At 51.9% G+C, this 23,595-nt stretch carries 22 protein-coding genes; 13 read left to right on the top strand and 9 right to left on the bottom strand.

Annotated elements, in window-relative coordinates:
- Positions 1-83 precede the first annotated feature (83 nt).
- The 3 genes from OU421_RS10875 (at position 84) to OU421_RS10885 (ending at position 3,060) form a co-directional block, all read left to right on the top strand.
- Entirely contained in the window at positions 84-632 is a 549-nt protein-coding gene (locus OU421_RS10875; RefSeq protein WP_268186113.1) for a HEAT repeat domain-containing protein, read from the top strand.
- Positions 633-707: 75 nt separating this feature from the next.
- Positions 708-893 carry a YegP family protein gene (locus OU421_RS10880; RefSeq protein WP_268186114.1) on the top strand — a complete coding sequence of 62 codons (186 nt, stop codon included), beginning with the start codon at positions 708-710 and terminating at the stop codon, positions 891-893.
- Between the two features lie 178 nt (positions 894-1,071).
- Positions 1,072-3,060, top strand: a complete 1,989-nt coding sequence (locus OU421_RS10885; protein ID WP_268186115.1) for a beta-propeller domain-containing protein — start codon at positions 1,072-1,074, stop codon at positions 3,058-3,060.
- 62 nt (positions 3,061-3,122) lie between these two features.
- On the opposite strand, the gene OU421_RS10890 is transcribed toward OU421_RS10885, so the two are convergent.
- From OU421_RS10890 to hxlB, 5 genes are all read right to left on the bottom strand, one after another.
- Positions 3,123-5,108, bottom strand: a complete 1,986-nt coding sequence (locus OU421_RS10890) for a type B DNA-directed DNA polymerase (protein WP_268186116.1) — start codon at positions 5,106-5,108, stop codon at positions 3,123-3,125.
- The gene (locus tag OU421_RS10895; protein ID WP_268186117.1) at positions 5,099-5,674 is read right to left on the bottom strand and encodes a hypothetical protein; all 576 of its coding nucleotides are present in this window, start codon (positions 5,672-5,674) and stop codon (positions 5,099-5,101) included. Before OU421_RS10895 ends, OU421_RS10890 begins: the two co-directional genes overlap by 10 nt.
- A 428-nt stretch (positions 5,675-6,102) precedes the next feature.
- Positions 6,103-7,143 carry a M42 family metallopeptidase gene (locus OU421_RS10900; RefSeq protein WP_268186118.1) on the bottom strand — a complete coding sequence of 347 codons (1,041 nt, stop codon included), beginning with the start codon at positions 7,141-7,143 and terminating at the stop codon, positions 6,103-6,105.
- A 6-nt stretch (positions 7,144-7,149) separates the two neighbouring features.
- Positions 7,150-8,265 carry a pyridoxal phosphate-dependent aminotransferase gene (locus OU421_RS10905; RefSeq protein ID WP_268186119.1) on the bottom strand — a complete coding sequence of 372 codons (1,116 nt, stop codon included), beginning with the start codon at positions 8,263-8,265 and terminating at the stop codon, positions 7,150-7,152.
- Between the two features lie 13 nt (positions 8,266-8,278).
- On the bottom strand, positions 8,279-8,887 hold the full coding sequence (gene hxlB, locus OU421_RS10910; RefSeq protein ID WP_268186120.1) for a 6-phospho-3-hexuloisomerase: 609 nt from the start codon (positions 8,885-8,887) through the stop codon (positions 8,279-8,281).
- Positions 8,888-9,030: 143 nt separating this feature from the next.
- On the opposite strand from hxlB, the gene OU421_RS10915 reads away from it, so the two are divergent.
- Positions 9,031-9,840 carry a DNA-methyltransferase gene (locus OU421_RS10915; protein WP_268186121.1) on the top strand — a complete coding sequence of 270 codons (810 nt, stop codon included), beginning with the start codon at positions 9,031-9,033 and terminating at the stop codon, positions 9,838-9,840.
- An 11-nt stretch (positions 9,841-9,851) separates the two neighbouring features.
- Here the strand turns inward: OU421_RS10915 and OU421_RS10920 are convergent, their stop codons facing one another.
- Positions 9,852-10,154, bottom strand: a complete 303-nt coding sequence (locus tag OU421_RS10920; RefSeq protein WP_165076538.1) for a ferritin family protein — start codon at positions 10,152-10,154, stop codon at positions 9,852-9,854.
- A gap of 125 nt (positions 10,155-10,279) precedes the next feature.
- On the opposite strand from OU421_RS10920, the gene OU421_RS10925 reads away from it, so the two are divergent.
- The 3 genes from OU421_RS10925 (at position 10,280) to xth (ending at position 13,047) form a co-directional block, all read left to right on the top strand.
- A complete protein-coding gene (locus tag OU421_RS10925) occupies positions 10,280-10,714 on the top strand; it encodes a hypothetical protein (RefSeq protein WP_268186122.1) in 435 nt (144 codons plus the stop codon).
- A gap of 70 nt (positions 10,715-10,784) precedes the next feature.
- The gene (locus OU421_RS10930; RefSeq protein ID WP_268186123.1) at positions 10,785-12,209 is read left to right on the top strand and encodes an aldehyde dehydrogenase family protein; all 1,425 of its coding nucleotides are present in this window, start codon (positions 10,785-10,787) and stop codon (positions 12,207-12,209) included.
- A gap of 73 nt (positions 12,210-12,282) precedes the next feature.
- Entirely contained in the window at positions 12,283-13,047 is a 765-nt protein-coding gene (gene xth / locus OU421_RS10935; RefSeq protein WP_268186124.1) for an exodeoxyribonuclease III, read from the top strand.
- A gap of 848 nt (positions 13,048-13,895) precedes the next feature.
- Here the strand turns inward: xth and OU421_RS10940 are convergent.
- Both OU421_RS10940 and OU421_RS10945 read right to left on the bottom strand, forming a co-directional pair.
- Complete coding sequence (locus OU421_RS10940; RefSeq protein ID WP_268186125.1) at positions 13,896-14,819, bottom strand: beta/alpha barrel domain-containing protein; 924 nt, start codon at positions 14,817-14,819, stop codon at positions 13,896-13,898.
- Between the two features lie 83 nt (positions 14,820-14,902).
- Positions 14,903-17,740 (bottom strand): M1 family metallopeptidase, encoded by a 2,838-nt coding sequence (locus OU421_RS10945; protein ID WP_268186126.1) that lies wholly within the window; start codon positions 17,738-17,740, stop codon positions 14,903-14,905.
- 111 nt (positions 17,741-17,851) lie between these two features.
- On the opposite strand from OU421_RS10945, the gene OU421_RS10950 reads away from it, so the two are divergent.
- Positions 17,852-18,460 (top strand): hypothetical protein, encoded by a 609-nt coding sequence (locus tag OU421_RS10950; RefSeq protein ID WP_268186127.1) that lies wholly within the window; start codon positions 17,852-17,854, stop codon positions 18,458-18,460.
- 19 nt (positions 18,461-18,479) lie between these two features.
- Here OU421_RS10950 and ftsA read toward each other — a convergent pair whose 3' ends face one another.
- A complete protein-coding gene (ftsA, locus tag OU421_RS10955; RefSeq protein ID WP_268186128.1) occupies positions 18,480-19,826 on the bottom strand; it encodes a coenzyme F390 synthetase in 1,347 nt (448 codons plus the stop codon).
- A gap of 102 nt (positions 19,827-19,928) precedes the next feature.
- On the opposite strand from ftsA, the gene OU421_RS10960 reads away from it, so the two are divergent.
- The 5 genes from OU421_RS10960 (at position 19,929) to OU421_RS10980 (ending at position 23,586) form a co-directional block, all read left to right on the top strand.
- Positions 19,929-20,264: a HEAT repeat domain-containing protein gene (locus tag OU421_RS10960; protein WP_268186130.1), complete on the top strand. Its 336-nt coding sequence runs from the start codon at positions 19,929-19,931 to the stop codon at positions 20,262-20,264.
- A gap of 64 nt (positions 20,265-20,328) precedes the next feature.
- Positions 20,329-20,886 carry a LemA family protein gene (locus OU421_RS10965; protein ID WP_268186131.1) on the top strand — a complete coding sequence of 186 codons (558 nt, stop codon included), beginning with the start codon at positions 20,329-20,331 and terminating at the stop codon, positions 20,884-20,886.
- Between the two features lie 16 nt (positions 20,887-20,902).
- A complete protein-coding gene (locus OU421_RS10970; protein WP_268186133.1) occupies positions 20,903-22,690 on the top strand; it encodes a DUF2207 family protein in 1,788 nt (595 codons plus the stop codon).
- Between the two features lie 87 nt (positions 22,691-22,777).
- The gene (locus OU421_RS10975) at positions 22,778-23,068 is read left to right on the top strand and encodes a glutaredoxin family protein (protein ID WP_268186134.1); all 291 of its coding nucleotides are present in this window, start codon (positions 22,778-22,780) and stop codon (positions 23,066-23,068) included.
- On the top strand, positions 23,065-23,586 hold the full coding sequence (locus OU421_RS10980; RefSeq protein ID WP_268186135.1) for a ferredoxin-thioredoxin reductase catalytic domain-containing protein: 522 nt from the start codon (positions 23,065-23,067) through the stop codon (positions 23,584-23,586). The genes OU421_RS10975 and OU421_RS10980 overlap by 4 nt, the downstream gene beginning before the upstream one ends.
- Positions 23,587-23,595 lie beyond the last annotated feature (9 nt).

The following is a 23,595-nucleotide window of genomic DNA, read 5'->3' on the forward strand; positions in this document are numbered from 1 at the left end:
CATGATAATTGACGGAGTCAAAATAAGATTTATGGTGTCCTGAGGATACAGAGTTCTGCATATATGATGACGGAGGGCGGATAATGACTAACAGGAATGACGCTCTCTCCCGGCTATATACGGAGCGGGAACGGCGACGGGATGAAAATACCCTTATTTTAATCTGCCAGCTGAGGGAAGACGGGATATCTTATCGTGTACGGGCAGCGGAAGCTCTGGGCATCTGCGGCGGAGGTGAGGTTGTGCCCCATCTTATCCGGGCAGCAGAAGATGATCCTGAACCTGATGTCCGGTTCATGGCCATACGGTCTCTGGGAAAAAGGAAGGACCCTCTCGCCGTTGACCCTCTCATTGGACTGCTTGCATGCTCTGACAAATGGATCCGCATGGAAGCGGTGAAGGCGCTGGGAGCTATTGGCCATCCATCTGCCTCCAGTCCGGTCGGTAATCTCTGTTGTGATCCGGCTGAGCCGGTGAGAAGAGCGGTGGCGGAGGCACTGGGAAAGATCGGTAGTGATGCGTGCAGATCTACTCTTGAAATGATGCTCGATGATGAAGATCCCGTGGTGCGAACAGCGGCACGGCAGTCACTGTCACTGTGCGGATCTGGTGGCACTGCCCCGGAAAAGTGATCCGTTCTCTGCTCTTATGCATATTTTCCTGCGAACCTTTTTATATTGGTATTCCGTATTTGGGGTAGTGATTACATGCCTCATGGGAAGTTTGAAATTTATAAGGACCGCTCCGGGGAGTACCGGTTCCGTCTGAAGGCGGCAAATGGCCAGACCATTGCAATCGGCCAAGGGTATTCCTCCAAGGCGTCCTGTATGAAAGGTATAGCAAGTATTCGAAAAAACGCTCCTGATGCTGAAATTATTGAAATTGAATTCTGATACCTGACCACTTCGGCACCGAAACGGTAGGTCTGTTTTCTTTGTATACCCCCCCATGAGTCCCGGACACTGATGTCCAAAATTATATGTTCGAAATTATTCGAAGTTAAAGATACTTAATTATCCTCTATTCTCCAATAGAACCGCAGTGAACCATTGGTTGTATATGGTGAATGAAATGAAGCGGAATATAATTTTGGGACTCTTAAGCGCAGGTATCGTGGTTATCTGCGTGATAATCGGTGCAGGAATTCTTGCAGAATTGCCCCCTGAAATGGAGAATGGAACCGGGATGCAGGTATTTACTTCAGCATCTGCACTGGCTGCGTACCTTGACAGCATGCCACAGGCAGAGAACGGGTATTCAACCACGAGTATGGATGGCAATATTCGTGTTGTTTCAGAGGAGGCGGCACTGGATGGTGCAATGCCGCCGGCGCCGGTACCGGCTCAGCTCCCACAGGCTTTGAAAAGTGCGTCGTCCGGTTCAGGGGGAACAGAGGCATATTCGTCTACGAATGTCCAGGTGGGAGGAGTCGATGAAGCCGATTTCATCAAAAATGACGGGAAATACATCTATCTTGTGAGCGACGGCAGACTGGTTATTGTGGATGCCTACCCGCCTCTTGGTGCGGGCATTGTCTCTGAGACGCCGCTTACCGGCACTCCCTCAGCACTGTTTCTCTCGGGCAACCGGCTTGTGGTCTTTTCATCGGTCCGCGAAACGGAATTTATTCACCCCGAAGAGAGTGCGGCACCTGTTCCGTATGCCCGGGATGTGACGCATGTGTATGTGTATGATGTCAGTGACCACAAAGAACCGAAAATCATCCGGGATCTGACAGTGGACGGCACGTATTATGACGGCCGGATGAATGGGAACGATGTCTTTCTCTTTACCCATGAATCCCTCTCACGCCACGGGGATCTTCTGCTGCTGCCTGAGGTGCGCGAAGGTGACGCACTCATTGCACAGCCGCCTGTATCTGTGCCGGATATCCCGGGGTATTCCTGGCAGTTTACCACGATAACCTCCTTTGACATCCGTGACGGGTCGGTCACCGATGCGGAGTCATTCCTGCTGGGATATGGGTCCACGCTCTATGTTTCTGTTGACAATATCTACATCGCATACGTCTGGCAGCAGCCGTATTCTGCAGGGGCATGGGACGGATTTGGACAGGCACCTGTGGAACCCCGTGGACAATCCGTGGTACACCGGTTCTCTGTAGAGAAGGGTGAAATAGCATATGCAGCCACCGGCACCTTCCCCGGCAGACTACTGAACCAGTTCTCCCTGGATGAATACAAAGGGAACCTTAGGGTTGCCACGACGGTGAACGAGTGGGCGCGTGATTCATGGGTGCAGTACAACAATGTCTATATCCTTGATTCTGACCTGACGATGAAGGGAAAACTGGAGTATCTTGCCCCGGATGAGAGGATATATGCTGCCCGGTTCATCGGAGACCGTCTCTATCTGGTCACCTTCAAGCAGATGGACCCGTTCTTTGTCATCGACCTTACCGATCCAACGACGCCTGCGGTTCTGGGCGAACTGAAGATCCCCGGTTACTCAGACTACCTGCATCCCTATGATGCCACGCATATCATTGGTATCGGAAAAGAGACCGTTGCAAATGAGTGGGGCGGGTTTACGACCGGCGGGCTGAAAATGGCGCTCTTTGATGTCGCAGATGTGAACCACCCATCGGAGGTCGACCGGGTGGAGATAGGCCTTCCGGGTACGGATTCAGAGGCACTGCACGATCACAAGGCATTCCTCTTTGATGCATCCCGGGGCATCCTTGTTCTTCCGGTGCATGAAATCGTGAAAGTCCCGGTAACCGGCAGCCCGTATGATGCGTATTCGACAAAATACTGGCAGGGGGCCTATGTCTATCGCCTGACACCGGAGACCGGATTTGTCCTGAAGGGAACGGTGACGCACAACGCAGATCCGGATTCCGGGTATTATTGGGGGTCTCCTGACTCTGTCCTGCGGTCCCTGTATATGGATGATGTGCTCTACACGGTCTCACGCACGAAGCTGGTGATCAGCGGTCTGGAGCATCCGGAGATGGTGTATGGCACGCTTTCCCTTCCCTACAATGGCGAGCGGTATAGTGGCAGCTACGGGGTGGCTGCGGAACCACTGTTTGACTAACATCTCCCTTTTTGTGAGAGATCACTGTTTTTCTTATTAAAGCAGAGCCTGAATCCTTGCTCTCATGCGTGTTTATTTATCCACTGAAACGGAAAATACACCTCTCTCCATGCCTTCTCCAGCAGGGCGGCATAGTAGGAGTAATCCGGATTTTTCGCTCTCCACCCCGGCACAACTGTCTTCGTGCGGGCATCCTGCACCAGATATTCCACGTCCATCCCTGGCTCAGGCGGCACTCCTTCGGCGCGATACATCCGGACAACCGCAGCAGATATGGAGTTGTTCTGGTATGCCGTCTTACTCAGCCGGCGGTGTATCACAAATGAGGAGGCAGGAGCATCTGTCATGCTGTCTCGGTATGAGCGGTAGAGTGCTGTCACCGGTTCTTCGTACCCTGCAAGTTCATCCGGTGAGGCGGCCTCTGCCATCAGGGAGAAGCAGGCCTCCTGCATCGCACAGACATAGGGTGGCGTGTCGCGCCTTTGTGCTGCAACACCCCGGAGTTTCATGGTGCCGTCTGCAAGGCGGCCGAAGTAATTCGTGTATGAACCACTGCCGTCCTTTTGCGGGAGAAAGACCAGCCAGTCATAGTCTTCCTGTTCGGTGGGAATGGCAGTCACCTCTTCGATGCGTTTTTTCAGGTCTGTGCCATCCCCGCCCTGCACCCACAGGCAGTCGACGATACCGTGGAGGACCGTGTATCCCATCTCCTCTGCCATCCGTTTCACCGACCCGAGAATGTCTGCTGAGATGGCAGTGATCTTTTCATGCATCTCAATGCGTCCGAACCTCGCATTTTTGTATCCGGTATATCCAAAGCAGGTAACGAGCATCCATTTGAGGACGGCGTCCATACCTGCGTAGTGGGGATCTTCGCGTTTTTTTGCTTTCATCTTAATTCTGAACTTCAGCAGGGGGTCAATTACTGCCGGGAGAAATCCGTCCTTTTCCGGGTCTGCCAGCGTCTCGGGGGATATGTTGTAGTTCACGATGATGGAGGGATAAAATGACGTGAAGTCGATTTGGGAGGCTGCTCCGTAGAGACCCGGTACCGGCTGAAGAATAAGGCCGCCGCGGTCGTCCAGCCGCACATCGCGGCAGTTGCGGGTGGCCTCTGCGTCATTTTTGCGGAATGGGATAGCAATGCCCCGTTTGAGGGCCTCAGAACATTCGTAGGATGAGATGATGGTGCCCGGCGTAAACCGGCTGGTCAGGTTGGGCGGAATGCCGGTCAGGCGGGATGCCAGAAACACTCCTGCAAGCCCGCCGGTGCGATACATAAAGCTCGCATCGGTATCAATGAGCACCCTTCCCTCCGGGATGAGTGCAGGCGGGCGGTGCCGCATCTGGCCGTAACTGGTATAGGACATTTCCCGCAGCCTCCGGTAGCGGCCGGTCCTGCTCAGGGCGCAGGGAATGCCGGCTTTTTCTGATGCCGCAAGAATCCGATCTGCCCACCGGTCAATGCTATGGAAAAGCATCAGGTCAGGGTCTTCATCCGTGATGACCGTGAAGAGGTCGTGGACGACAGATGGTTCACTGCCGCGGAGCAGGTGACTGCGGCGGCCCGTTACCTGCACATCGGTGAGGGTGCGTGTGGTTTCTGGCCGGCCGGCAGGCCGTATGGTGATGGTGGTGAGGGGATGGGTGGTTTCTGCGGAGAATGGGCTCTGTGTTCCCGTACTGCAGGGCAGACATCCTTTCGCTGCGCAATAGAGCTGACTTTTTTGGAGATCGACATTATAGAGTGAGGCAGAAAATTGTGTTTGGCGTTCAATTTCTTCTGCGACATCCCGCGAGGCATGGATGCAGTATCCCCGCTCTTCTCCGTAGATGGTCTGGAATGTGCATGGATATGCACCGTACTTTTCAGTGAGGGCGTCCACCATCTCCCAATGGGCCGTCTCATCAGTGAGAGTACAGTAGAACGGCGGGCGGAATTCGCGGGTGATGGCATCCACATGCCCGCCAGCCTTTGTCCAGAGGGTGATTCCCCGTGGAGTTGAGGTGATGTCAAAGATCCACGAAGATATGGGATTCACTGCCATTCTTTGTCCCATAGCTGCCGTTGTGCATTGCTCCCACCAGTATCCTGGTTCTTCGTGCCGGTACGGGCGTGGGCATGGTTGGTTGTTTTTTCGCGCACCGCAACGGGCCACTTCGCGTTTCTCCTCTTCTTCCCTGTATCCTGTATCTGTATGATTGTATGAGCGGCGGGCTCCATCGCTTCAAGGAATGTGTCCCACCTTCGGGCGATGAGGAGCACTGCGGCGTCTTCTGCTCTCTCCCTGCAGAGTCTGCCAACCGCTTCGGCTGTTTCCGGTGCATCGTCATATACGGAGCGGTCATGTTCGACGATGATACATGATTCATATGCGTCTGAGAGTATGGTGAGATACTGGTAGGCGGTGAGTGCGCGGCGGATACTGAAGTGTCCGGTTTTCCGGTCGACTGCGGTCAAAACCGGCGGGTAGTTTCCGCTCACATACAGGATTTTGCGCCGCTCTTCCTGTAACGTCTGCATGACTGCCGGGACGAGGCTGGCATATGGTGCAACGGTGATACAAAAACAGCCTTCCTGCAGTGCGCATGCATGTGCAAGGTCATTGTTCATTGTCGTGCTGATCAGTGTGCCTCAGAAGGTATAACTCATCGGCGTGTGCGGGGTGAAAATGAATGGGGTGGTGTTTTGAGAGCAAGGGAGGGGGCACGCCCCCTCCCTGCAGCCCACCCCCAAGGTGTGAATGGTCGCATGAGGGATGGACAGGCATCCCTCATGCTCCTATGTTGTACTGATTCGCGATATTGGAGAATTACTGTCTTTTTTTCTCCGTATGTGATACGTTGAATTTGACATTTCTTGCCGGATTTTTCTGGCAATCCGGAGCAAGGGGGGAGGCTTGCCCCTCCCCCCTGCGACTGCTCCTCTTTGGAAGGGTCAGGCAGGGAGGGGACCCCTCCCTTGCCTTTCAATCTGATTATATCTCTTATCCACAGGAAACAGTGATGAGCAAAAATAAAAAAAAGATTTTTCAGGTAACTTCAGGCAAACGGGCTGTCCCGTTTCAGGGCTGCAAGAAGGAGGCTGACGCCTGCCTCGACATCACCGATGTCCACGACTTCCACCGGGGAGTGGATGTAGCGTGCGGGGATGGAGAGGGGAATACTTGGGATGCCGCCTTTCACAAGGTGGATGATGGTCGCGTCTGTATTGCCGCCGGTGCCGACCTCCAGCTGGTAGGGAATCTCTGCCTCGTCTGCTGCCTCGCGCAGCCAGTCTGCGAGTTTCCAGTCGGCCATCAGGCCGCGGCCCTGTGCACTGACCAGAACTAAGACCGGCCCTTTGCCCATCTCAGGGCTTGCTTCCTTCTTGGTGACACCGGGATGGTCGCCGGGGATGGTCACATCAGTTGCAATTGCACAGTCCGGGTCAAGAGTGAATGCACTGACCTTTGCCCCTTTCAGGCCGAGTTCTTCCTGTACGGTGAATACGCCGTAGATGGTGTGGGAACTTGTGGTCTCTTTAAGCGCCTTGATGAGGAGGGCGACACCGACACGGTTGTCCAGCGCCTTGCCGGTGACCCGGTTGTTTGCAAGTTCGGTGAATTCACGGTCGGTCGTGACCGGTGTGCCTATTTCAATACCCAGGTTTGCGACGTCTTCAGCGGATGTTGCACCGATGTCGATGAAGAAGTCATCAATTTTAATTTCCTTCTTGCGTTCCTCAGGGGAGAGGAGGTGCGGTGGCTTTGCACCGATGACGCCTGCCACCGGCCCCTTCTTTCCATGGAGGATGACCCGCTGGGTATAGAGTACCGGGGCAAACCATCCGCCGATGGGGACGAACCGGATGAATCCGTCATCATCGATGTACTGGACCATCAGGCCAATTTCGTCCATGTGGGACGCGACCATGACCTTAAAGTCACCGCCGCGCCGGATAGCAACGAGATTGCCCATTGCGTCTTCCGCGAATTCATCCACATGGCCTTCGAGTTCGGTCTTGATGATCTCACGGACGGAGCCTTCATAACTGGAAAGTCCATGTGCATCTGAGAGTTTTCTGAGGAGTTCTTTTACCATAATATTTCACTGTCCTTCGATTGTCTGAATGCGTTCGAGTGCTGATTTGATATCGTTTCGTGAGGCCGCATAACTAAACCTCGCGTATCCGGCAGACCTTTCGCCGAATGCGTCACCGGGGATGATCACAACGCCTGCATCGATGATGGCACGGAATGTCTTCTGTTCCATTGGGACAAACATATAGAATGCGCCGTCCGGTTTCGGGAATTCAAACCCGCAGTCCAGAAGACCGTCGTAGAGCATATCCCGGCGGATGCGGTATTCCTCCCGCATCTCTGCAACGCAGGTATTGTCGCCGGTGTATGCCGCGAGTGCTGCATACTGGGATATGGAGGTGGCGCAGGTCTGGCAGTTCTGGTGCACCTTAATTGCCTCTTCTATCACCTCGCCCGGACCTGCCATAAATCCGAGACGCCATCCGGTCATGGAATAGGTCTTGCTCGTTGCATTGATGGTGATAACATCATCTCCGTATCGGGCCGCGCTGTAATGTGTTTTATCGTAGATGAAGTGTTCGTAGACTTCATCGGAGATGATGGTGACACCGTGGTCGTTTCCATACTCAACGATAGCACGGATGGTCTCTTCATCTTCGACGGTCCCGGTCGGATTGCCCGGCGAGTTGAGCACAAAGACACGGGCCCCATCCATCTGCTCCTTGCATGCCTCCACATCAAGGCGCAGATCCGGAGTCAGGGGGACGCCTTCCGGCCGGCCGCCGGCAAGAACAGTGCATGCCTCATAAGAGACAAATCCCGGGTCCTGGAAGAGCACGCGCTCCCCTTCCCGTACCAATGTTGTGATTGCCACATAGAGGGCCTCTCCTGCGCCGGCAGTGACGATGATATTCTCCGGTGCATGTGATATACTATTTTCCTGTGCGAGTTTGGTGCATATTGCCTCACGCAGTTCGGGAAGACCGTAGTTGAATGTATAGCCGGTGTAGTTGTTTCGTATTGCCGCAATACCTGCCTCTTTGATATGCTCCGGTGTTGGAAAATCGGGCTGCCCGATACCGAGATTGATTGCATCCGGTGCTGCGGCCTGGAAGAATTTCCGTATGCCTGACATCTCGACATCGAGTACGCGCTGTGATATCCGCCCTGTGTATGTGGCCATCCTGTATCTTCTCCTACTCAATATTCGCGTGCCTGCCTTTGAGGTCCTTCTCCTCGCACTGGGTAATTTCCATAATGGACGAGACGATCGCATCGGAAAATACCATGGCTGTTGTCTCAAAGATGGTGCCCAGAGGAGCAAATGAGCGGTGTTCACCACGCATCTGCCGTACCTCATACTCGGCTGATTCATCCTTCACTTCATCGCGGTGGCTTTCTATCACCGCCACGCAGTCTGCAATCCGGCCGATGCGTGAGTCTTTCTTTGATGTAACGAGACAGAGCCGTCCACCGATGGATTTGGCTGTTTCACAGAGTTCAGCAATGGACTTTGTCTCCCCGGACCCGGAGTAGGCCACAATAGTGTCGCCCTCTTTCATTGCGGGGGTAATCGTTTCTCCAACGACATAGGAATGCATCCCGAGGTGCATCAGTCGCATAGCAAATGCCTTTGCAACAAGACCTGATCTGCCGGCACCCATCACATATATCCGCTTGGCATTGAGCAGTTCATCAATGAACTCTCCGACTCCTTCATTTGAGAGAGAGTCAGCAGTTGATGAGATGGTGGTTGCCATCAGTTTCATCATGTCCTGCACATTGCCTGCATAGCACTCATTCATAGCACCGTAAGTATCCCCGATAAACTACATCAGTATTGCGAAACCGGTAGGGGGTAAGGTTAGATAAAGCGGTCTTTATTGGTGATGCACTCCGGCAGTTACCTTTCGTTTGTGCACGCTTTTATAGCAGTGTATGCAGAAACATGACTATAGATATGGAGATAACTCCGCTCTCCCCGTACTACGAGCGGGAGGGGGCTGTATTGTACTGCGCTGACTGCAGGGACCTTCTGCGGAGTATGCCTGCATCATCGGTGGATATGATCTTTGCCGACCCCCCATACAACCTCTCCAACGGGGGATTTACCTGTCAGGGGGGCAGGCGTGTTTCAGTTGACAAGGGTGATTGGGATGCCTCCAGTGGGTTTGAAGATGATTTATCCTTCTATAAAGAGTGGATTTCTGCGTGCCGGTATGTGCTGAAAGATGAAGGGACCCTGTGGGTGTCAGGGACCTATCATTCCATCTATGCATGTGGGTACGCCCTGCAGAGGGCGGGATTTCATATCTTAAATGATATCTGCTGGTTCAAACCGAATGCGCCGCCGAACCTGTCGGGGCGGTATTTCACGGCAAGCCATGAGACGATCATCTGGGCACGGAAATCCCCTGATGCCCGGCATACCTTCAACTACGAGGATATGAAGGGGGGGCGGTGGCATGAAGTAGACGCGCTCAAAAATGACGGAAAACAGATGCGTTCTGTCTGGTCAGTGGCGGCACCGCGTAAGGTCGAGAAGGTACACGGGAAGCATCCGACACAGAAGCCGCTTTCCCTTTTGACCCGCATTATCCTTGCCGCAACAGCACCCGGTGATCTGGTGGTGGATCCCTTTACCGGCAGTTCTACAACAGGCATTGCCGCCGTCTCACACGGACGGCGGTTTATCGGGTCCGACGTCAGCCAAGACTATCTTGATATCTCTGTCCGGCGGTTTGAAGAGCTTCCGTGACGAAAAAAGGATTATTTTTGTTTTTCAATCTCTTCTTCCACTTCTTCGTATCCCTCTTTGTAGAAGGACTCCTCATCGGGTGCCAGGTGGTGGAGCAGGCGAAGGAACTCACCGGCATGCACTTTCTCTTCGTCTGCAATGTCGCGGAGGACTTCCTGTGCGAGTTTGTTGTCAGTTGACTCTGCAAGCTGGACATAGAGCTGAATGGCCTCATACTCCGCAGAAACCATGAAGCGGATTGCACGGATGAGTTCTTCGTCAGTCAGTTTCCTGTCAGCTTTCATTCCTGAGAATGGTGATCCAAATTCCGGCATTTTTTCTCACGTCCTTGTATAGTTTCCAATACGTGTGCAGGCATTTAGTCTTTTTGAATGGAATGCCCGTAAGAGGTATATTCATGTATATATCCCGTTTAACCTGTGTATACGGAGTTTATGCGATGAAGAAGCAGTCATGGAATGATATAGCAGGAGAGAGTGTTGCTGAAAAGATGCAGGCCCTTGGGGTAACTGTCGGCCAAAAGTCGGATATCCGGAAACTGGGGGAAATCGCAGATGCCTGCGGGATCGAAGCGGTTGTATACTTTGAAAAGGATCTCGCAGAAACCTCAACGTATGAAGATGACCTGAAGAATTTTGCCGGCGCAGATGAGTTTTGCCGCCCGTTTGTTCTTGCAAATTCCTTTATTGCATTCGCGTCTGAAAATGATCCATCGTTTCCCTCCCGCCTGAAGGAATTTCCCATGATGATTCAGGTCATAGAGGTGGGCGAACGAACGGAAGGGTCCCACGTCATTCCATATATTAAGGGTTTAATGCCGTTTCTGGATGATTTTGACGTTGATGCCGAACCGGAAGGGACATTTATTGAATAACTGTTCCCTTCCAATGGTTTTGGGAATTTTTTTATTGGGGAGCATGCAGTAATAATGAATCGGGATTTCGATGAAAGAGGACGCGATGTGTGCAGATGACGTTTCAGATCATACAATCCGGGTAGTTAATCCGGCAACAGGAAGCCTTGTCGGGGAGGTGCCTGCGGGCGGAAAGGCAGCAGTGGCTGCTGCCGTTGACAGAGCTGAGGCGGCACAGGCCGACTGGGCGAAGCGTGACCCGCGTGAGCGGGGAAAGGTTCTCGGTGTCGGGGCCCGTGCCATCCGTGCGCAGACTGACACACTTGCCGCCCTTTTGACCGCTGAACAGGGTAAACCGTTGCATGAGGCACGTAACGAGATACAGGGGTGTGCAAATGTCCTTGAGTATTACCATTCAGTATCCGGATCGCTCAGGGGTGAGTGTCTGCCGCTCTCGTCGTATGGTCTTGCCTGTGTCCTTAAAGAACCGGTTGGTGTCTGCGGCGCGATCATCCCCTGGAATATGCCGGTCTTAATCTTTGCATGGAAGATTGGGCCTGCACTAGTCGCGGGGAACGCCATTGTTGTGAAACCGGCGAGTTCAACCCCGCTCACCACCCTCAGAATTGCAGATATTCTGGAGACCGCAGGTCTCCCTGCCGGTGTGCTGCAGGTTGTGACCGGCACCGGAGACACAGCTGGGGTAGCTCTTGCGGCCACTCCTGCCCTGGGCCACCTCTCGTTTACCGGCGACACGAAGACCGGGGCCGGGGTGTCGCGTGCTGCAGGCAGAAACGGTGTGCCGGTCACGCTGGAGTTGGGTGGCAGTGACGCGATGATCGTCTGCCGGGATGCTGATATACCGGCGGCAGCCGCTGGTGCTGTTTCCGGCCGGTTTTATAACTGTGGCCAGACCTGCACCGCAGTCAAACGGGTGGTCGTTGATACGTCCATCAAAGAGGCATTTATTCGTGCACTCTGTGAAAAGGTAGGAGGTATTGTGGTGGGTGATGGCAGCAGGAACGGTGTAGGCATGGGCCCGATGAACAATGCAGCGGCACGTGATACAATATGCAGAATGATGGATGACGGCGTTTCATGTGGTGAGGGTACCCTCCTCTGCGGCGGTGGTATCCCGGACGGGGAGGAGTACAAAAACGGTCTCTTCTACGAACCGACTATCGTAGCAGATCTCCCAAATGACTCAGCGTTACTAAATACTGAAGTATTTGGGCCGGTACTACCGGTCATTGCAGCAGATGGTCTTGATGCTGCGATAGAGATCGCAAACAGCATTCGCTATGGTCTGGGTGCATCGGTCTGGACCAGGGATATCAAAACTGCGATGACCGCCTCATCACAGCTGGATGCAGGCATTGTCTGGGTGAACCAGCACCTGAGAATCCCTCCGGATGTGCCGTTCGGGGGCATGAAGGCGAGCGGAATTGGCAGGGAGAACGGTTCCGGCGCTTTTGAACCGTATCTGCGGTCAAAGACGGTGTTGGTCAAGCCATAGGATGCACAGCAGGCAATTTTTGGTGAGATGGAGTGAATCAGATGTACGGATGCAAACCGGAGGTAACAGGGGAATGAAGATTATTTCGTGGAATGTAAACGGTATTCGGGCGGTAGCGAGGAAAGGCAATCTGCAGGAAATATTTGAAAATGAACGGCCTGATGTGCTCTGTCTGCAGGAAACAAAGGCACATCCCGATCAGCTGACCGCCGGAATGCGTCATCCGGAGGGATATTTTTCGTATTTCTCCTGGGCAGAGAAGAGGGGATACAGCGGTGTCGCAACCTTCTCCCTGCATGAGGTGACATCTTTCAGGACAGACTTTTCTGAATCCCGCTTTGGGAATGAGGGACGGATTCTTATTACCGAACATCCGGATTTTCTGCTCTACAATATCTATTTCCCGAACGGTAAAGCATCCAAAGAGCGCCTGCAATACAAGATGGATTTCTATCAGATCTGTCTGGCGGATGCCGTGGCACAGGTAGAGAACGGTAGAAATGTCATCATCTGTGGGGATGTGAATACAGCCCATACTGAGCTTGACCTTGCGCGCCCAAAGGAGAATGCAAAGGTATCGGGTTTCCTCCCTGAGGAACGAGCATGGATTGACCGTCTTGTAGACGCCGGGTTCACAGACGCCTTCCGCCTGTTTGAATCGGATGGCGGGCATTATTCATGGTGGGATCTGAAATCACGTGCACGGGAGCGCAATGTCGGATGGCGGATTGACTATTTTTTTGTCAACGAGGCACTGGTGGACCGGATTGAATCGGCAACGCTTCTCACAGATGTCTATGGTTCTGACCATTGTCCTGTCTGTCTGGAATTGTTGTGAATTTGGCTGTCAAGTTTTTCTTAATTCTGTAAATGTACCTGTTTTAGCGCTCGCAGAAAAATCGTTGTGTAACCCGTACACCAGCTATCCCCTGAACTGCCTCCCCCCGGAGGGGGAGGAGGAGCACGGCCGTGACCGTACGGGTATGAGGGGGTTCCTGTTCCTTGGGATGATTTGTCCGGTTTTCCCAGAGTCAGGGGGTTTCACCCACTGATAGTCCCCTAAGGGATGCCGCATTGTACGGGAAGTGACGTGGAATTTTGCCGTCATTTCTCTTAATACTGTGAATGTACCTGTTTTTAATGCTCCACTGAAAAATCATTGTGCAATCCGTACACCGCTTATCCCCTGAACTGCCTCCCCCTGAGGGGGGAGGAGGAGCACGGCCGCGGCCGTGCGGGCGAGGAGGTTTTCTGTTCTTTAGGATGATTTGTCCGGTTTCTCCTGAGTCAGGGGGTTTCACCCCCGACAGCCCCCACATAGGGATGTGAGTTGTACGGGAAGTGAATAGGAATTGAAATTGTAACTGGATATCAGGTTTATTATATTGAGAATGACTTCGTTTTGTTCTCATAGGAATCTCATGTTCAACCCATACACTCTTTATCCCCTGGACTGCCTCCCCCTGAGGGGGGGAGGGAAAAGTCCCCTCCCCTGACCCATCCCCTGCTATGTGATGGGTCGCAGGGGAATGGGCAAGCATTCCCCCTTGCTCCATTTGTAGTATTGAAAACGAAAAAATACTGTGGAATTTAGCGTTCAGAAATTTGGAGAAGGGTCCTCTGGATATTTACAAATATGGTGCATGAAAATATCCCATTCCGGGAAAAATAGGTAAAAATATTTGATTATTCCTGTGTTCCGGTATAGATTACCATTGCGTCCTCCACAGAGGCGCCGTCAATGGTGAGTGCGGAGATTGCATTGCACATCCGGACAGCCTCATCGAGGGGTTTCTGATGGATATTGCGTCCGGTTGCATTGCCCGAACATCCGCCGACGGTGAGCTGCTCTGAGAGCTGTTTGAGGAACGCTTCTGCTGAGACACTGGAGCCCCCTGCACAGACGACCTTTGTCCTGCCGGCAGCCATTGTTGCCTCCTTGAGCATCGCAGCTGTAGATTCCCCATCCTTTTTCGGTGCATTGACCTTCACAAAGTCACTGCCAAGTGTTGCGGCAACACCGGTTGCTCCTGCAATGAGGTGCGGGTCTTTTTCGTCACCGACAGCAGCGCCCCGCGGATAGATCCAGAGAACGGTTAAGAGGCCGTGTGCGTGTGCTTCCCCAATGAGCAGGGCTGCCTCACGCAGCATCTGTGCCTCATTCTCACTGCCCAGGTAGATCGTGTAGCCAATACCGGTGATATCAAGGCCGGTGCGGTCACGCAGATCGACGACTTGCTGCATGGCGAAGAGCTGCGGACTCAGGGGATCCTTCTGGGCTGTTTTGACAAGATGCGTCTTCGAGTTCATCTTGACAAGATACGGTATGTCCGGATAATCCATCCCGTATTGGGTAATCAGACCCAGTTGGGTTGCAAAGACACCGATTCTGCCTTCATCTGCAATCCTGAAGAGGTGCTCCGGGTCAGCGTCATCGGTAGCAATACCTTCGCCATAAAAATCATCGTTCAGGTGCTCCATCTTCTGGTCACCGGCAAAGAGCATCAGATTGCCCGAATACTGGGTGACCAGAAGGTAGTTGTCAATATAGGTGGCTTTTGCCGACTCCGGCACATCAAGCGGAACCCGTACAGAAATCTCGTCCGTCATACCTCATCCTATCATTTGGGAGATACTTATTATTTGCCAGATGTACCGGGGATCTGATGCCCGGAAGTGGTGTTCTACAGGGATTATGTACGGGTTTTTGGGATCGGTTTTCCGCTTTTTGTTTTCCACACGGCTGTTGCCGCAGGTGATGCCGCACGTATTCTGCGGGCGGTGTTATAGACACTGGGTGTTTTTTGTGGATCTGTTGCATCCAGCAGACGCAGCAGGATATTAATCAGTGGTGCCTGATGCTCCTCTTTCATGCGGTCAAGATTGCCAAAGACGGAGAGCATATTGACAGTGCTGTATTCATTCACCGGTGCAAGGGTGAGAAGAATCTCTTCGGTAAGCGCTCTCCCCTCCGGCGTCTCCAGTGAGATCTTTTTGTTTTGGGCAAATCTGCCAAAAAGTGCCCGCTGGTCATTGGCCATCTCCAGGCTGAAAGCGTCAGATGCTGCTGCCTCACGAATGAGCCCGATATCTGCTGCAGATGCGATGCCTGCAAGGGAACTCAGGTATGTCTCCCAGGCGACCGGATTGTTCCGTGATTTTTCGTAGAAATCATGAATGACAGATATACGCTCAGGACTGCTGCAGTTCACAATGTGCGCAAATGCACTCACCCTGTCCGTTGCGGTTGCCCCATTCCGGTACTGGCGAATGAGTATGTCATGTACGTCTGGTGTGTCCAATGCCGCGAGGAAGGAGAGCGCGGTGTTTTTTACCTGGCGCCGCTTTAGACGGGCCACATCACCTGCAATATCTTCGGGAGAGGGAACATCCGTTGCATATGTGGCGTAGACATGGGAGATGAGGGAAAAATGGCGTTCTGCCGTGGCCTGTATCAGTCGTCTGCGGGCGTGGTACAGGTCAGTGTAGTGGTGCGCATAGTGTTCGTCTCCTACCGAGTCGAAGATGGTTAAAAAGAGCCCGCCTGCCTCTAAAAGGAGTGCTTCATCAGAGAAGATATCTGCAATAAGATCGGTGAGAGTGCTCTTGACCGCCGCTTCGGGTTCCTGCATCAGGCGGATGATCTCTGTTTCACAGAGTCGCGTGAATGCCAGAAACCGGCTGGTGATGTCGTCATCCATTTTAGCCTGGAGAGAGAGTGCTTTCATTCCGGGGTCGTACTCCAGCCTGCCGTAGAAGGATGCCCCGCGGTTTAGAGAAATAAAGGCCGGGCTCCTGGTTTGTGGAATGACTAATGTGTAATCCGGTGTATCCATCCGGAAACATCCGGAAGCGGTCTTCTCTCCGGAATGGTTGAATACTGCATACGTGATAGGCATTTCCCATTCCTTTTTGTCGGGGCGCTGTTTTTGGCTGAATGTGAGTGCCAGTTCCTGTCTCTCTGCATCATACCGATCGGTTGCTGTGACGACCGGGAAGCCGGTCTGGGTCAGCCATTGCTCCGAAAATCTGGTGAAATTCTGGCCGGTTGTCTCCTCGATTGCATGTATCCAGTCGTCGCGGGATGCATTTGCATGTTGATAGCGCTTATGATAGCAGTCGAGTGCTTTGGCAAATGCCTCTCTTCCGGTCAGTGTTTCAATCATGCGCACAAATTCCGGGGCCTTAACATAGGTGACACCGGTAATCAGTTCATTCGGGTCATTGAACCCCTCTGGTTCAATGGGCATCGAACCTGCCCCGCTATCATAGAAGAGTGTGCCGCCTGAAGGTGTTAGAAGGGTAAGGACGGTTTCGAGGCGGGTATAATCCTCACCGAAATGGAAGATGTGGTATGCATTTTCGATATGAACTGTCACCGCCTCATTCAGCCAGATCTCAAAGGGGCTCTTCCCGGTCACCTCAGATCCGTTCAGGTTATGATAGAATTCATGCACTTTCACCCGCATGAGGTATTCAAATGCGGCATCTGTTGCATCCGGAAACGGAAGAAGCCGGTTCGTGGTGATAGTAGTATTGCCCACATTCTCCATGCCGCCAAAATCAGAGTTCTGCATCCCGATTTCACGGTAGACAGTACCGGTATACCGGTATCCCGGTGAAATTGTTTCGTTCAGCTCTGAGATGAGTGATCGGATGACCCGGACTTCCTCTTCCGGTGATCCCGCCTGTATGAGGCGGTTTCGTTCTCCTGACAAACGGTAGATCTCCTTACGTGTTTCGGGGGATGTATAGCATTCCGAACCGGTGAAGAGATAGATCCAGAGAATACTGTCTGCAAGAATGTCAAGTGATTTCTCTGCGAGTGCGGGGTCTGTTCCGGGCGGCCCCAGGAGTTCGAGGGTGAAGGTAGTGCTGTCCGGGTACTCAAACGGCCGTGTGAATGTCGCATAGGTGCCAACACCAAGGAAGAAGAGATACGGTGCCATTGGTGTGACGCTGTTATCATAGGTGATGCTGTCACGGTCGTCTGTAACCGGATGTCGGGGGGTGATGATGTCACCATTGGTGATGAGGTTTGTATAGCGGTTGTCAGCGATGATTGTTGTGGTGTATGTACATTTCGCTGTCATGTCATCGATGCAGGGAACGAGGCGCTGGAATCCCCATTGCTGGCACTGCGTTATCTGCTGGGGCGGGGCACCGTCCGGGGTGACATCATAATACAGGCCCTCCAGCACGTTCGATGTCGGGCGGCAGATCGTATCGGTGTGGATCTCAAATTCCTCGTTTGGCAGGATGGGCTCTGCGAAGTGTATATTGAGCAGGCTGTTTTTTGTATCATAGGTGTATGTCGTTTCATGCACCGGACAGGAGACATTCTGTATCTCCAGATTCTTTGCATTGAGGAAAAGCGTTTCAATCGGGGTGTCATAAGCCCTGAGTAACATCTCTGAATGCACCACGGTGTGGGTATCATAGATATCAAATATCAGGTCCATATGACAGACCCTGGCAGGAATTGTACCGAAATCTGAGGGATAATAGGTGAAGAGGCGCTCTTCGGTCATGGGTTCAGATATGCAGAGATACTACAAAAAAGATGCGAGTTTCCGGGTGTCAGATACTATAAATAATAAGGATAACGTATTTTTGTTTGTTCCGTAAGGAGGTGTGGATATTTGAAAGATATTCGGATTGGATGGAAACTGGCAGTGTGTGTTATGGTGCTCCTGTCAGTATGTTTGGTGTGTGGATGTACGGATGATTCTTCCGCAGGTGATGGTACTGCTACGCCTGCACAGACAGCAGCGCCGACGGCGCAGTCTCCCCAGGCATCAGCGCCGGGTGAAGTGGTGCATTACAGTGCCCTGATGGAATTTCTTCCGACAATGACCAGCAACTGGGTCACCGGGGAGAAAGATGGGGCGACCATGACGTACGAAGGAGAGTCGTGGAGTCAGGTGTATGGTGATTACACGCTGAAGTCGGACGACAGTGTAGTGGGCTATGTGGCAATTCAGGACACCCGTGGCATCGAAGGTGCCGGGTATTACCAGATGTGGCAGAGCAAGATGACCTTTGAGACACCTGAGATGAAGATGTATACCGGCACTGCCGGGGGGTATCCTGCCTATTTTGTTGAAAATCTCGAGGATAATGAATATTCCGAGATTGTATGGGTTGATGACCGGTTCTTTGTGTATGTCATGATAGAAAACGGCAAACCTGAATACCTCACGGTCTTCAACAACCAGATTGACTTCGATGGTATTGCAGCTCTGGCCTGATACTGATTTTTTCCATTTTTTATCTTCTGTCGATAAGACGTTTGGGACGCCCTTTCAGGCGATACAGCTCCAGTCCGCCGTTTGGGGGGTAATTGAAGAGAATCTCCAGCGTTCCGTCACTGTAGATATGGCTGAGCGACGGTTTTTGCCTGAATAGTGCGGAGAGAAAGTTCTCTTCCACCTCGTTTTTGTCGCAGGTATCGGGGTCGTGGCATTCCAGACTTACCCGCATCGCAACGGTTCCGCTGTCCTCATCGCTGTAGACAAATACCTCATATTCACCGGAGAGATACTCCATATTTTCACGCTGAAATACCCCTTCTTCGATATCCACACGGTTAACCGGTACATCTTTGATCTGGACGGTTTCTGCTTCCCGGATGGGATTTTTGACACGCATATGGGTGCGTCCGCAGGGACAGGGGTCACGTGTGATAACTTCGGTGACATCCTCGGTATCATAATTGATGAGCAGATTCCCGCTTCTTGCCCCTTCCGGAAGAAGGGTTGTCAAAACAATTCTCCCGCTCTGTCCATCAGGTACAAATGAGCTGAGGTTTGGATCATAGAGGTCCATATGGACGAGATCTTCAGGGACATGAAGGCCGTTTCTGATCAAACACTCCCCGCACATCGTCCCCTCGGTGCTTCCGTAGGTATTGTAGGCAGGAATTCCCCACACCTCCTCCAGATAGTTCCGTGATCCTTCTGCAAAACTCTCCCCGCCCACGATGAGTTTCTGTATTCCGGAATCCTTCGGGTCCATCCCCTCTGCTTCCATGCGATGTGCCAGACGAAGCAGTTTGAAGACACTTCCGATAATTGCGGTTGGGTGGTAACTCTGTATGACCCTGACGGGGAACGTGCATTTTCCTTCCGGAATAACGGTGAACCCTATTTTGTGGGCGGCAAGTGTCATTGTATTCGCACCAACGTTCATCCCGTAACTGGCACAGACAGCGACCCGGTCACCGGGACCGAACCCCTGCGATACAAATGCCCGTGCATATTTTTCCGCATACCGCTGCCAGTCGTCCCACATCAGAAAAAATGCCTTAGGCGTTCCGGACGTCCCACTGGTTTCATGAACGGTATATATGTCATCCCAGGGTGCACTCTTAAAACAGAAATCAGTTGTCGCCGGTGGTTGATTTTCCCGGATTGTGGCACCGTTTATCACAGGAAGTTCGAGCAGGTCTTCATGTTCACGGATGGATTTTGAATCAATCTGGTTGTTTCTGAACCATTTTCGGTAAAATGGTGAATTATCCACTGCATATTGAATAGTATACCTGATCCGTTCATCTATGAGTGTGTCCAGTGCGTCTCTTGGCATTGTCTCGGTCTCAGGATTAAAATATACCATAGAAATTCCCTTGTCCTCCATATCGGATGAACCTGAATATACGTTTTGGTCAGCATATATTCACCGGAGTCTTGAATATAGGGAAGTGCATTCAGGGAGAGTATGGGAGAAAAGCAGGAGAGAGATGCAAAGAGAGAAGAGATGTTTGCCTATTTTCTCAGAAATCTGACCTCCGATAACCCGTCACTTCGATTTGGTGCTGCTCATTCTCTGGGGCGGATGAATGATCCCCGTGCAATTGAACCGCTGATTGCACTCCTGAATGATGAGGACTGGCGGGTCCGCTTCAAGACAGTCTGGGCCCTTGGGAGACTGGGGGATCTGCGTGTGCTTGCGTTCCTGAGTCCTCTCTCACGTGATGAATCAGAGACTGTCAGGGACAGTGTAGTACAGGCAAAGGAAGAGATACTCCGTAGGGAATCAATGAAACACCGATAATATCTTTCTGGAGAGGCAGAATTTAAATTGTCCGCCCGCCCATCTCTCCATACTACGTGATCATATGATTGGATGGATTATTGGCGGTATTCTTGTAGTTGTTCTTATTGCACTGCTCCTCTGGTTTGTGGGTATCTATAACCGTTTCCAGAGCCTGAAGAACTCATCAGAGGCAACGCTGGGACAAATTCGTGTTGCAATGAAGAAACGGCTGGATATGATAAATCAGCTCCTCGGCGCTGTGCAGAGTTATGCATCGTTTGAGAAAGAAACTCTTGAAAAAGTGACACAGATGCGTTCTGGTGTGGGAGATGCAGGTCCCGGCGACCTCAATGAAATTGAGGCACAGTCCCGTTCAATACTTGGGCGCCTCTTTGCTGTCGTGGAAAATTATCCTGATCTGAAGACTGCCTCGGTGGTTTCTGAACTGACGGCCTCTATCCGCACTATCGAAGATGAGATCGGCAGGCAGCGCTATACCTACAATAACATATCAGAACAGTACAACACGATGTGTGATACGATTCCATCGAATTTTATTGCGTCTGCAGCTCATTTCTCAAAACTTGAGTATCTTGAGTTTGAAGAAGAGATTGCCGAAGCACCGAAGATCGCATTCTAGAAAGGACTGAGGTTTTGTGAAAGAGACAAATCAGCTCGCGATCATTGTCGGCGCCTGCCTGCTTCTTGCAGGGGTCTCCATTTTTTTTTCGTTTGGCACTGGTCTCACGTTTGAGCCTGACCTCGTGGCAGATTCCTATACCGCAGTGCTGGAGAATGACGGCACCCTGACGGAGACCTATGTCTATGATGTAGCGTCTGCAGGTACGTACCGGATGCTCTTTCGGACATGGGATGATACCCTTGCGTTTGATACAATGCAGTCTCCGTACGTTGAACTCATTGATGTGAAGGCTCCTGCAGATATGGTAGGCTATGGTATTGACTGGAGGGGTAACTCTGTTGTCACGGGAGAGGGGGCAGAAGAGCAGCGTGCTCTGATTGAAAGTCTGGGTGAATACAATGAGATGGGAATTTTCCGGGAAACACGCCTTGGAGCAGGGCAGTATGCAGCTCAGTACACAGTCCGTCTCCATCCCCCTCTTCAGTATGATGATGAGGATGCCCATTTCAACCTGAAACTGGCAGCAACGCATATCCCCTATCGCTCGGTGGACATTACCATACCCGGAGCATATGTAAAAGATATCTGGGTCCGCCCAACCTCATTTGAGACAGTGATGGAAGACGGGAATTATCATATTACAGGAACCGCCGGCGAGAATGCACTGATAGAAATCGAGATGCTTCTTGACCCTGCGTATCTTGAGGTAATAGACGGATTCCCGGAGAAGACTGACGGGGTTCGAGAGCAGACTGAGACTGCCGCTCTGCTCTACACGGTTCCTGCACTTCTTTCATCTTTGATGCTCCTTCTGGGTCGCATCGGTGTCGTTGCAGCTCCACTTTATCTTATTGCCATCTTTCTGCGGCACGGGCGCGAGAAGCAGGCAGTTGTTCCCGAACATATCAGTTTTGTTCCTGACACTTCCCTCCTTCCCTGGCAGGTAAACCTGATTTTTAACGGAGATGCAGTAGATTTTGATGAGAATGGCTTCTATGCGACGATTCTTGACCTTCACAGGCGCGAAATTCTCCATGTAACGGAGCATTCCGATGGGGAAGGTGTGGAAATAGAGGTTTTAAAAACGGTGTCGGATGATGCCTATGAACAGCGGGTGATAAACTTCGTTTCAAACGCGGGAAAGGGAGGGGTGCTTGACACCCGTTCCTTCGCTTTGGCAGCATCGGCAGGAGGAGAAAAAATTGCTGCTCTGAATACTTCACTGTCTGCACTCACGTCAGAGGTGAACCGTGCAATTAGCAGTAGATATATTGTAGAGGGACGCGGGCGGGTTCTGCCACTGGTTGGTGTGGGACTTGGAATTACCCTCTTCTCATTTTTCCTCTTCTTTATTTCTCCTATAACAGCGCCAGTCTCTGTTCCTGCAGGATTACTGGGAATTGTGATGATTATTCAGGGTGGTATCGCAGCCGTATTCCCGACCACCCTCTTTGGTGCGTGGAAAGAGGATTATTATGCTGAAAAACTGAAGTGGGACGGGTTTCGTGCATTTCTTTCAGACTCTGCTATGATACAGCGCTATTCCCCCTCGGATCTCTCCATGTGGGGTGAGTGGCTCGTCTATGGCACTGCATTAGGGGTTGGTGAGAAGGTTGAGAAAGCGATGGCAAATCTCTCCGTTGATATCCATGAAACCGGCATGCCGCATGTTCACATGATGTATGCCGGGTTTATTCCGGTTGCCCGCTATACCCCTCCGTCGTCCTCGGGTGGATTCGGCGGTGGCGGCGGATTCGGCGGCGGTGGAGGATTTGGCGGCGGCGGTGCCGGCGGCAGATAATTCCTGCTCACCAAACTATCTCTCCCTATTTTTCTCTTGGGTATCTTTTTATAGCATCAGTTGTAAGTGAGGATTTGGTGCCTTTTCATGGAATTTACGCATATAGAAGGAGATGGTCATATTGCTGTCACACTCTTTTCTCTCAGTACGTGCGGACACTGCAAGAGAACAAAGGCTTTTCTTGAGGAGAATGGTGTTGCGTACGATTATATTGATGTGGACCTTCTCGATGGTGATACGTTGACTGAGGTGTATGACCTCGTGAAGACCTACAATCCGCGGGGCTCGTTTCCGACATTGGTTATCGGTGAAAGAAAAACGGTGATCGTTGGAGATCGACTGGATGAGATTGCCTCCGCACTGGAGCTTGCCGTATGATCAACCGGTTTGATATTGAGCGGCGATATCTTGCGATAAAAAAGCAGGCTGAACAGTCAGGATATCATCTGCACCCTGATGAAGACTATGCAAAGGATCTGGTGCATGGGATCGTAACCAATGAGGAACGATATGGGTTTGCAGCCTGTCCCTGCCGTCTCAGTATTGGTACGCGTGAAGATAACCTCGATATCATCTGTCCGTGTGATTATCGTGATCAGGATCTCACCGAGTATGGCGTCTGTTACTGTGCCCTGTATGTATCAAAGGAAGTGGCCGCGGGAAAAATTCCTGTCCCATCTATTCCCGACAGGAGACCGTCTCCTGATAAACGTGAGATTACGGCGGGTAAAGAGGCAGGGGGACAGAAAGTATCCATTCTGACAGGAGATCATTCCCTTCCGTATCCGATATTCCGCTGCCGGGTATGTGGATATCTCTGTGCACGAACCAGCCCTCCGGAGAATTGTCCAATATGTGGGGCGTCATCAGATCGCTTTGAGAAATATATTGAATAATCCCGTACA

This window comes from Methanogenium organophilum (assembly GCF_026684035.1).
In the GTDB taxonomy this organism is placed as follows: Archaea; Halobacteriota; Methanomicrobia; order Methanomicrobiales; family Methanomicrobiaceae; genus Methanogenium; species Methanogenium organophilum.

Excerpts from the sequence above, each read along its gene's own strand:
- OU421_RS10980 (WP_268186135.1), top strand. The coding sequence starts at position 23,065 with ATGATCAACCGGTTTGATATTGAGCGGCGATATCTTGCGATAAAAAAG.
- OU421_RS10960 (WP_268186130.1), top strand. The coding sequence starts at position 19,929 with ATGGGAGAAAAGCAGGAGAGAGATGCAAAGAGAGAAGAGATGTTTGCC.
- OU421_RS10945 (WP_268186126.1), bottom strand. The coding sequence starts at position 17,740 with ATGACCGAAGAGCGCCTCTTCACCTATTATCCCTCAGATTTCGGTACA.
- OU421_RS10965 (WP_268186131.1), top strand. The coding sequence starts at position 20,329 with ATGATTGGATGGATTATTGGCGGTATTCTTGTAGTTGTTCTTATTGCA.
- OU421_RS10885 (WP_268186115.1), top strand. The coding sequence starts at position 1,072 with ATGAAGCGGAATATAATTTTGGGACTCTTAAGCGCAGGTATCGTGGTT.
- OU421_RS10940 (WP_268186125.1), bottom strand. The coding sequence starts at position 14,819 with ATGACGGACGAGATTTCTGTACGGGTTCCGCTTGATGTGCCGGAGTCG.
- hxlB (WP_268186120.1), bottom strand. The coding sequence starts at position 8,887 with ATGAATGAGTGCTATGCAGGCAATGTGCAGGACATGATGAAACTGATG.
- OU421_RS10925 (WP_268186122.1), top strand. The coding sequence starts at position 10,280 with ATGAAGAAGCAGTCATGGAATGATATAGCAGGAGAGAGTGTTGCTGAA.
- xth (WP_268186124.1), top strand. The coding sequence starts at position 12,283 with ATGAAGATTATTTCGTGGAATGTAAACGGTATTCGGGCGGTAGCGAGG.
- OU421_RS10905 (WP_268186119.1), bottom strand. The coding sequence starts at position 8,265 with ATGGCCACATACACAGGGCGGATATCACAGCGCGTACTCGATGTCGAG.
- OU421_RS10915 (WP_268186121.1), top strand. The coding sequence starts at position 9,031 with ATGACTATAGATATGGAGATAACTCCGCTCTCCCCGTACTACGAGCGG.
- OU421_RS10900 (WP_268186118.1), bottom strand. The coding sequence starts at position 7,143 with ATGGTAAAAGAACTCCTCAGAAAACTCTCAGATGCACATGGACTTTCC.
- OU421_RS10880 (WP_268186114.1), top strand. The coding sequence starts at position 708 with ATGCCTCATGGGAAGTTTGAAATTTATAAGGACCGCTCCGGGGAGTAC.
- OU421_RS10920 (WP_165076538.1), bottom strand. The coding sequence starts at position 10,154 with ATGCCGGAATTTGGATCACCATTCTCAGGAATGAAAGCTGACAGGAAA.
- OU421_RS10875 (WP_268186113.1), top strand. The coding sequence starts at position 84 with ATGACTAACAGGAATGACGCTCTCTCCCGGCTATATACGGAGCGGGAA.
- OU421_RS10975 (WP_268186134.1), top strand. The coding sequence starts at position 22,778 with ATGGAATTTACGCATATAGAAGGAGATGGTCATATTGCTGTCACACTC.
- OU421_RS10895 (WP_268186117.1), bottom strand. The coding sequence starts at position 5,674 with ATGAACAATGACCTTGCACATGCATGCGCACTGCAGGAAGGCTGTTTT.
- ftsA (WP_268186128.1), bottom strand. The coding sequence starts at position 19,826 with ATGGTATATTTTAATCCTGAGACCGAGACAATGCCAAGAGACGCACTG.
- OU421_RS10890 (WP_268186116.1), bottom strand. The coding sequence starts at position 5,108 with ATGGCAGTGAATCCCATATCTTCGTGGATCTTTGACATCACCTCAACT.
- OU421_RS10930 (WP_268186123.1), top strand. The coding sequence starts at position 10,785 with ATGAAAGAGGACGCGATGTGTGCAGATGACGTTTCAGATCATACAATC.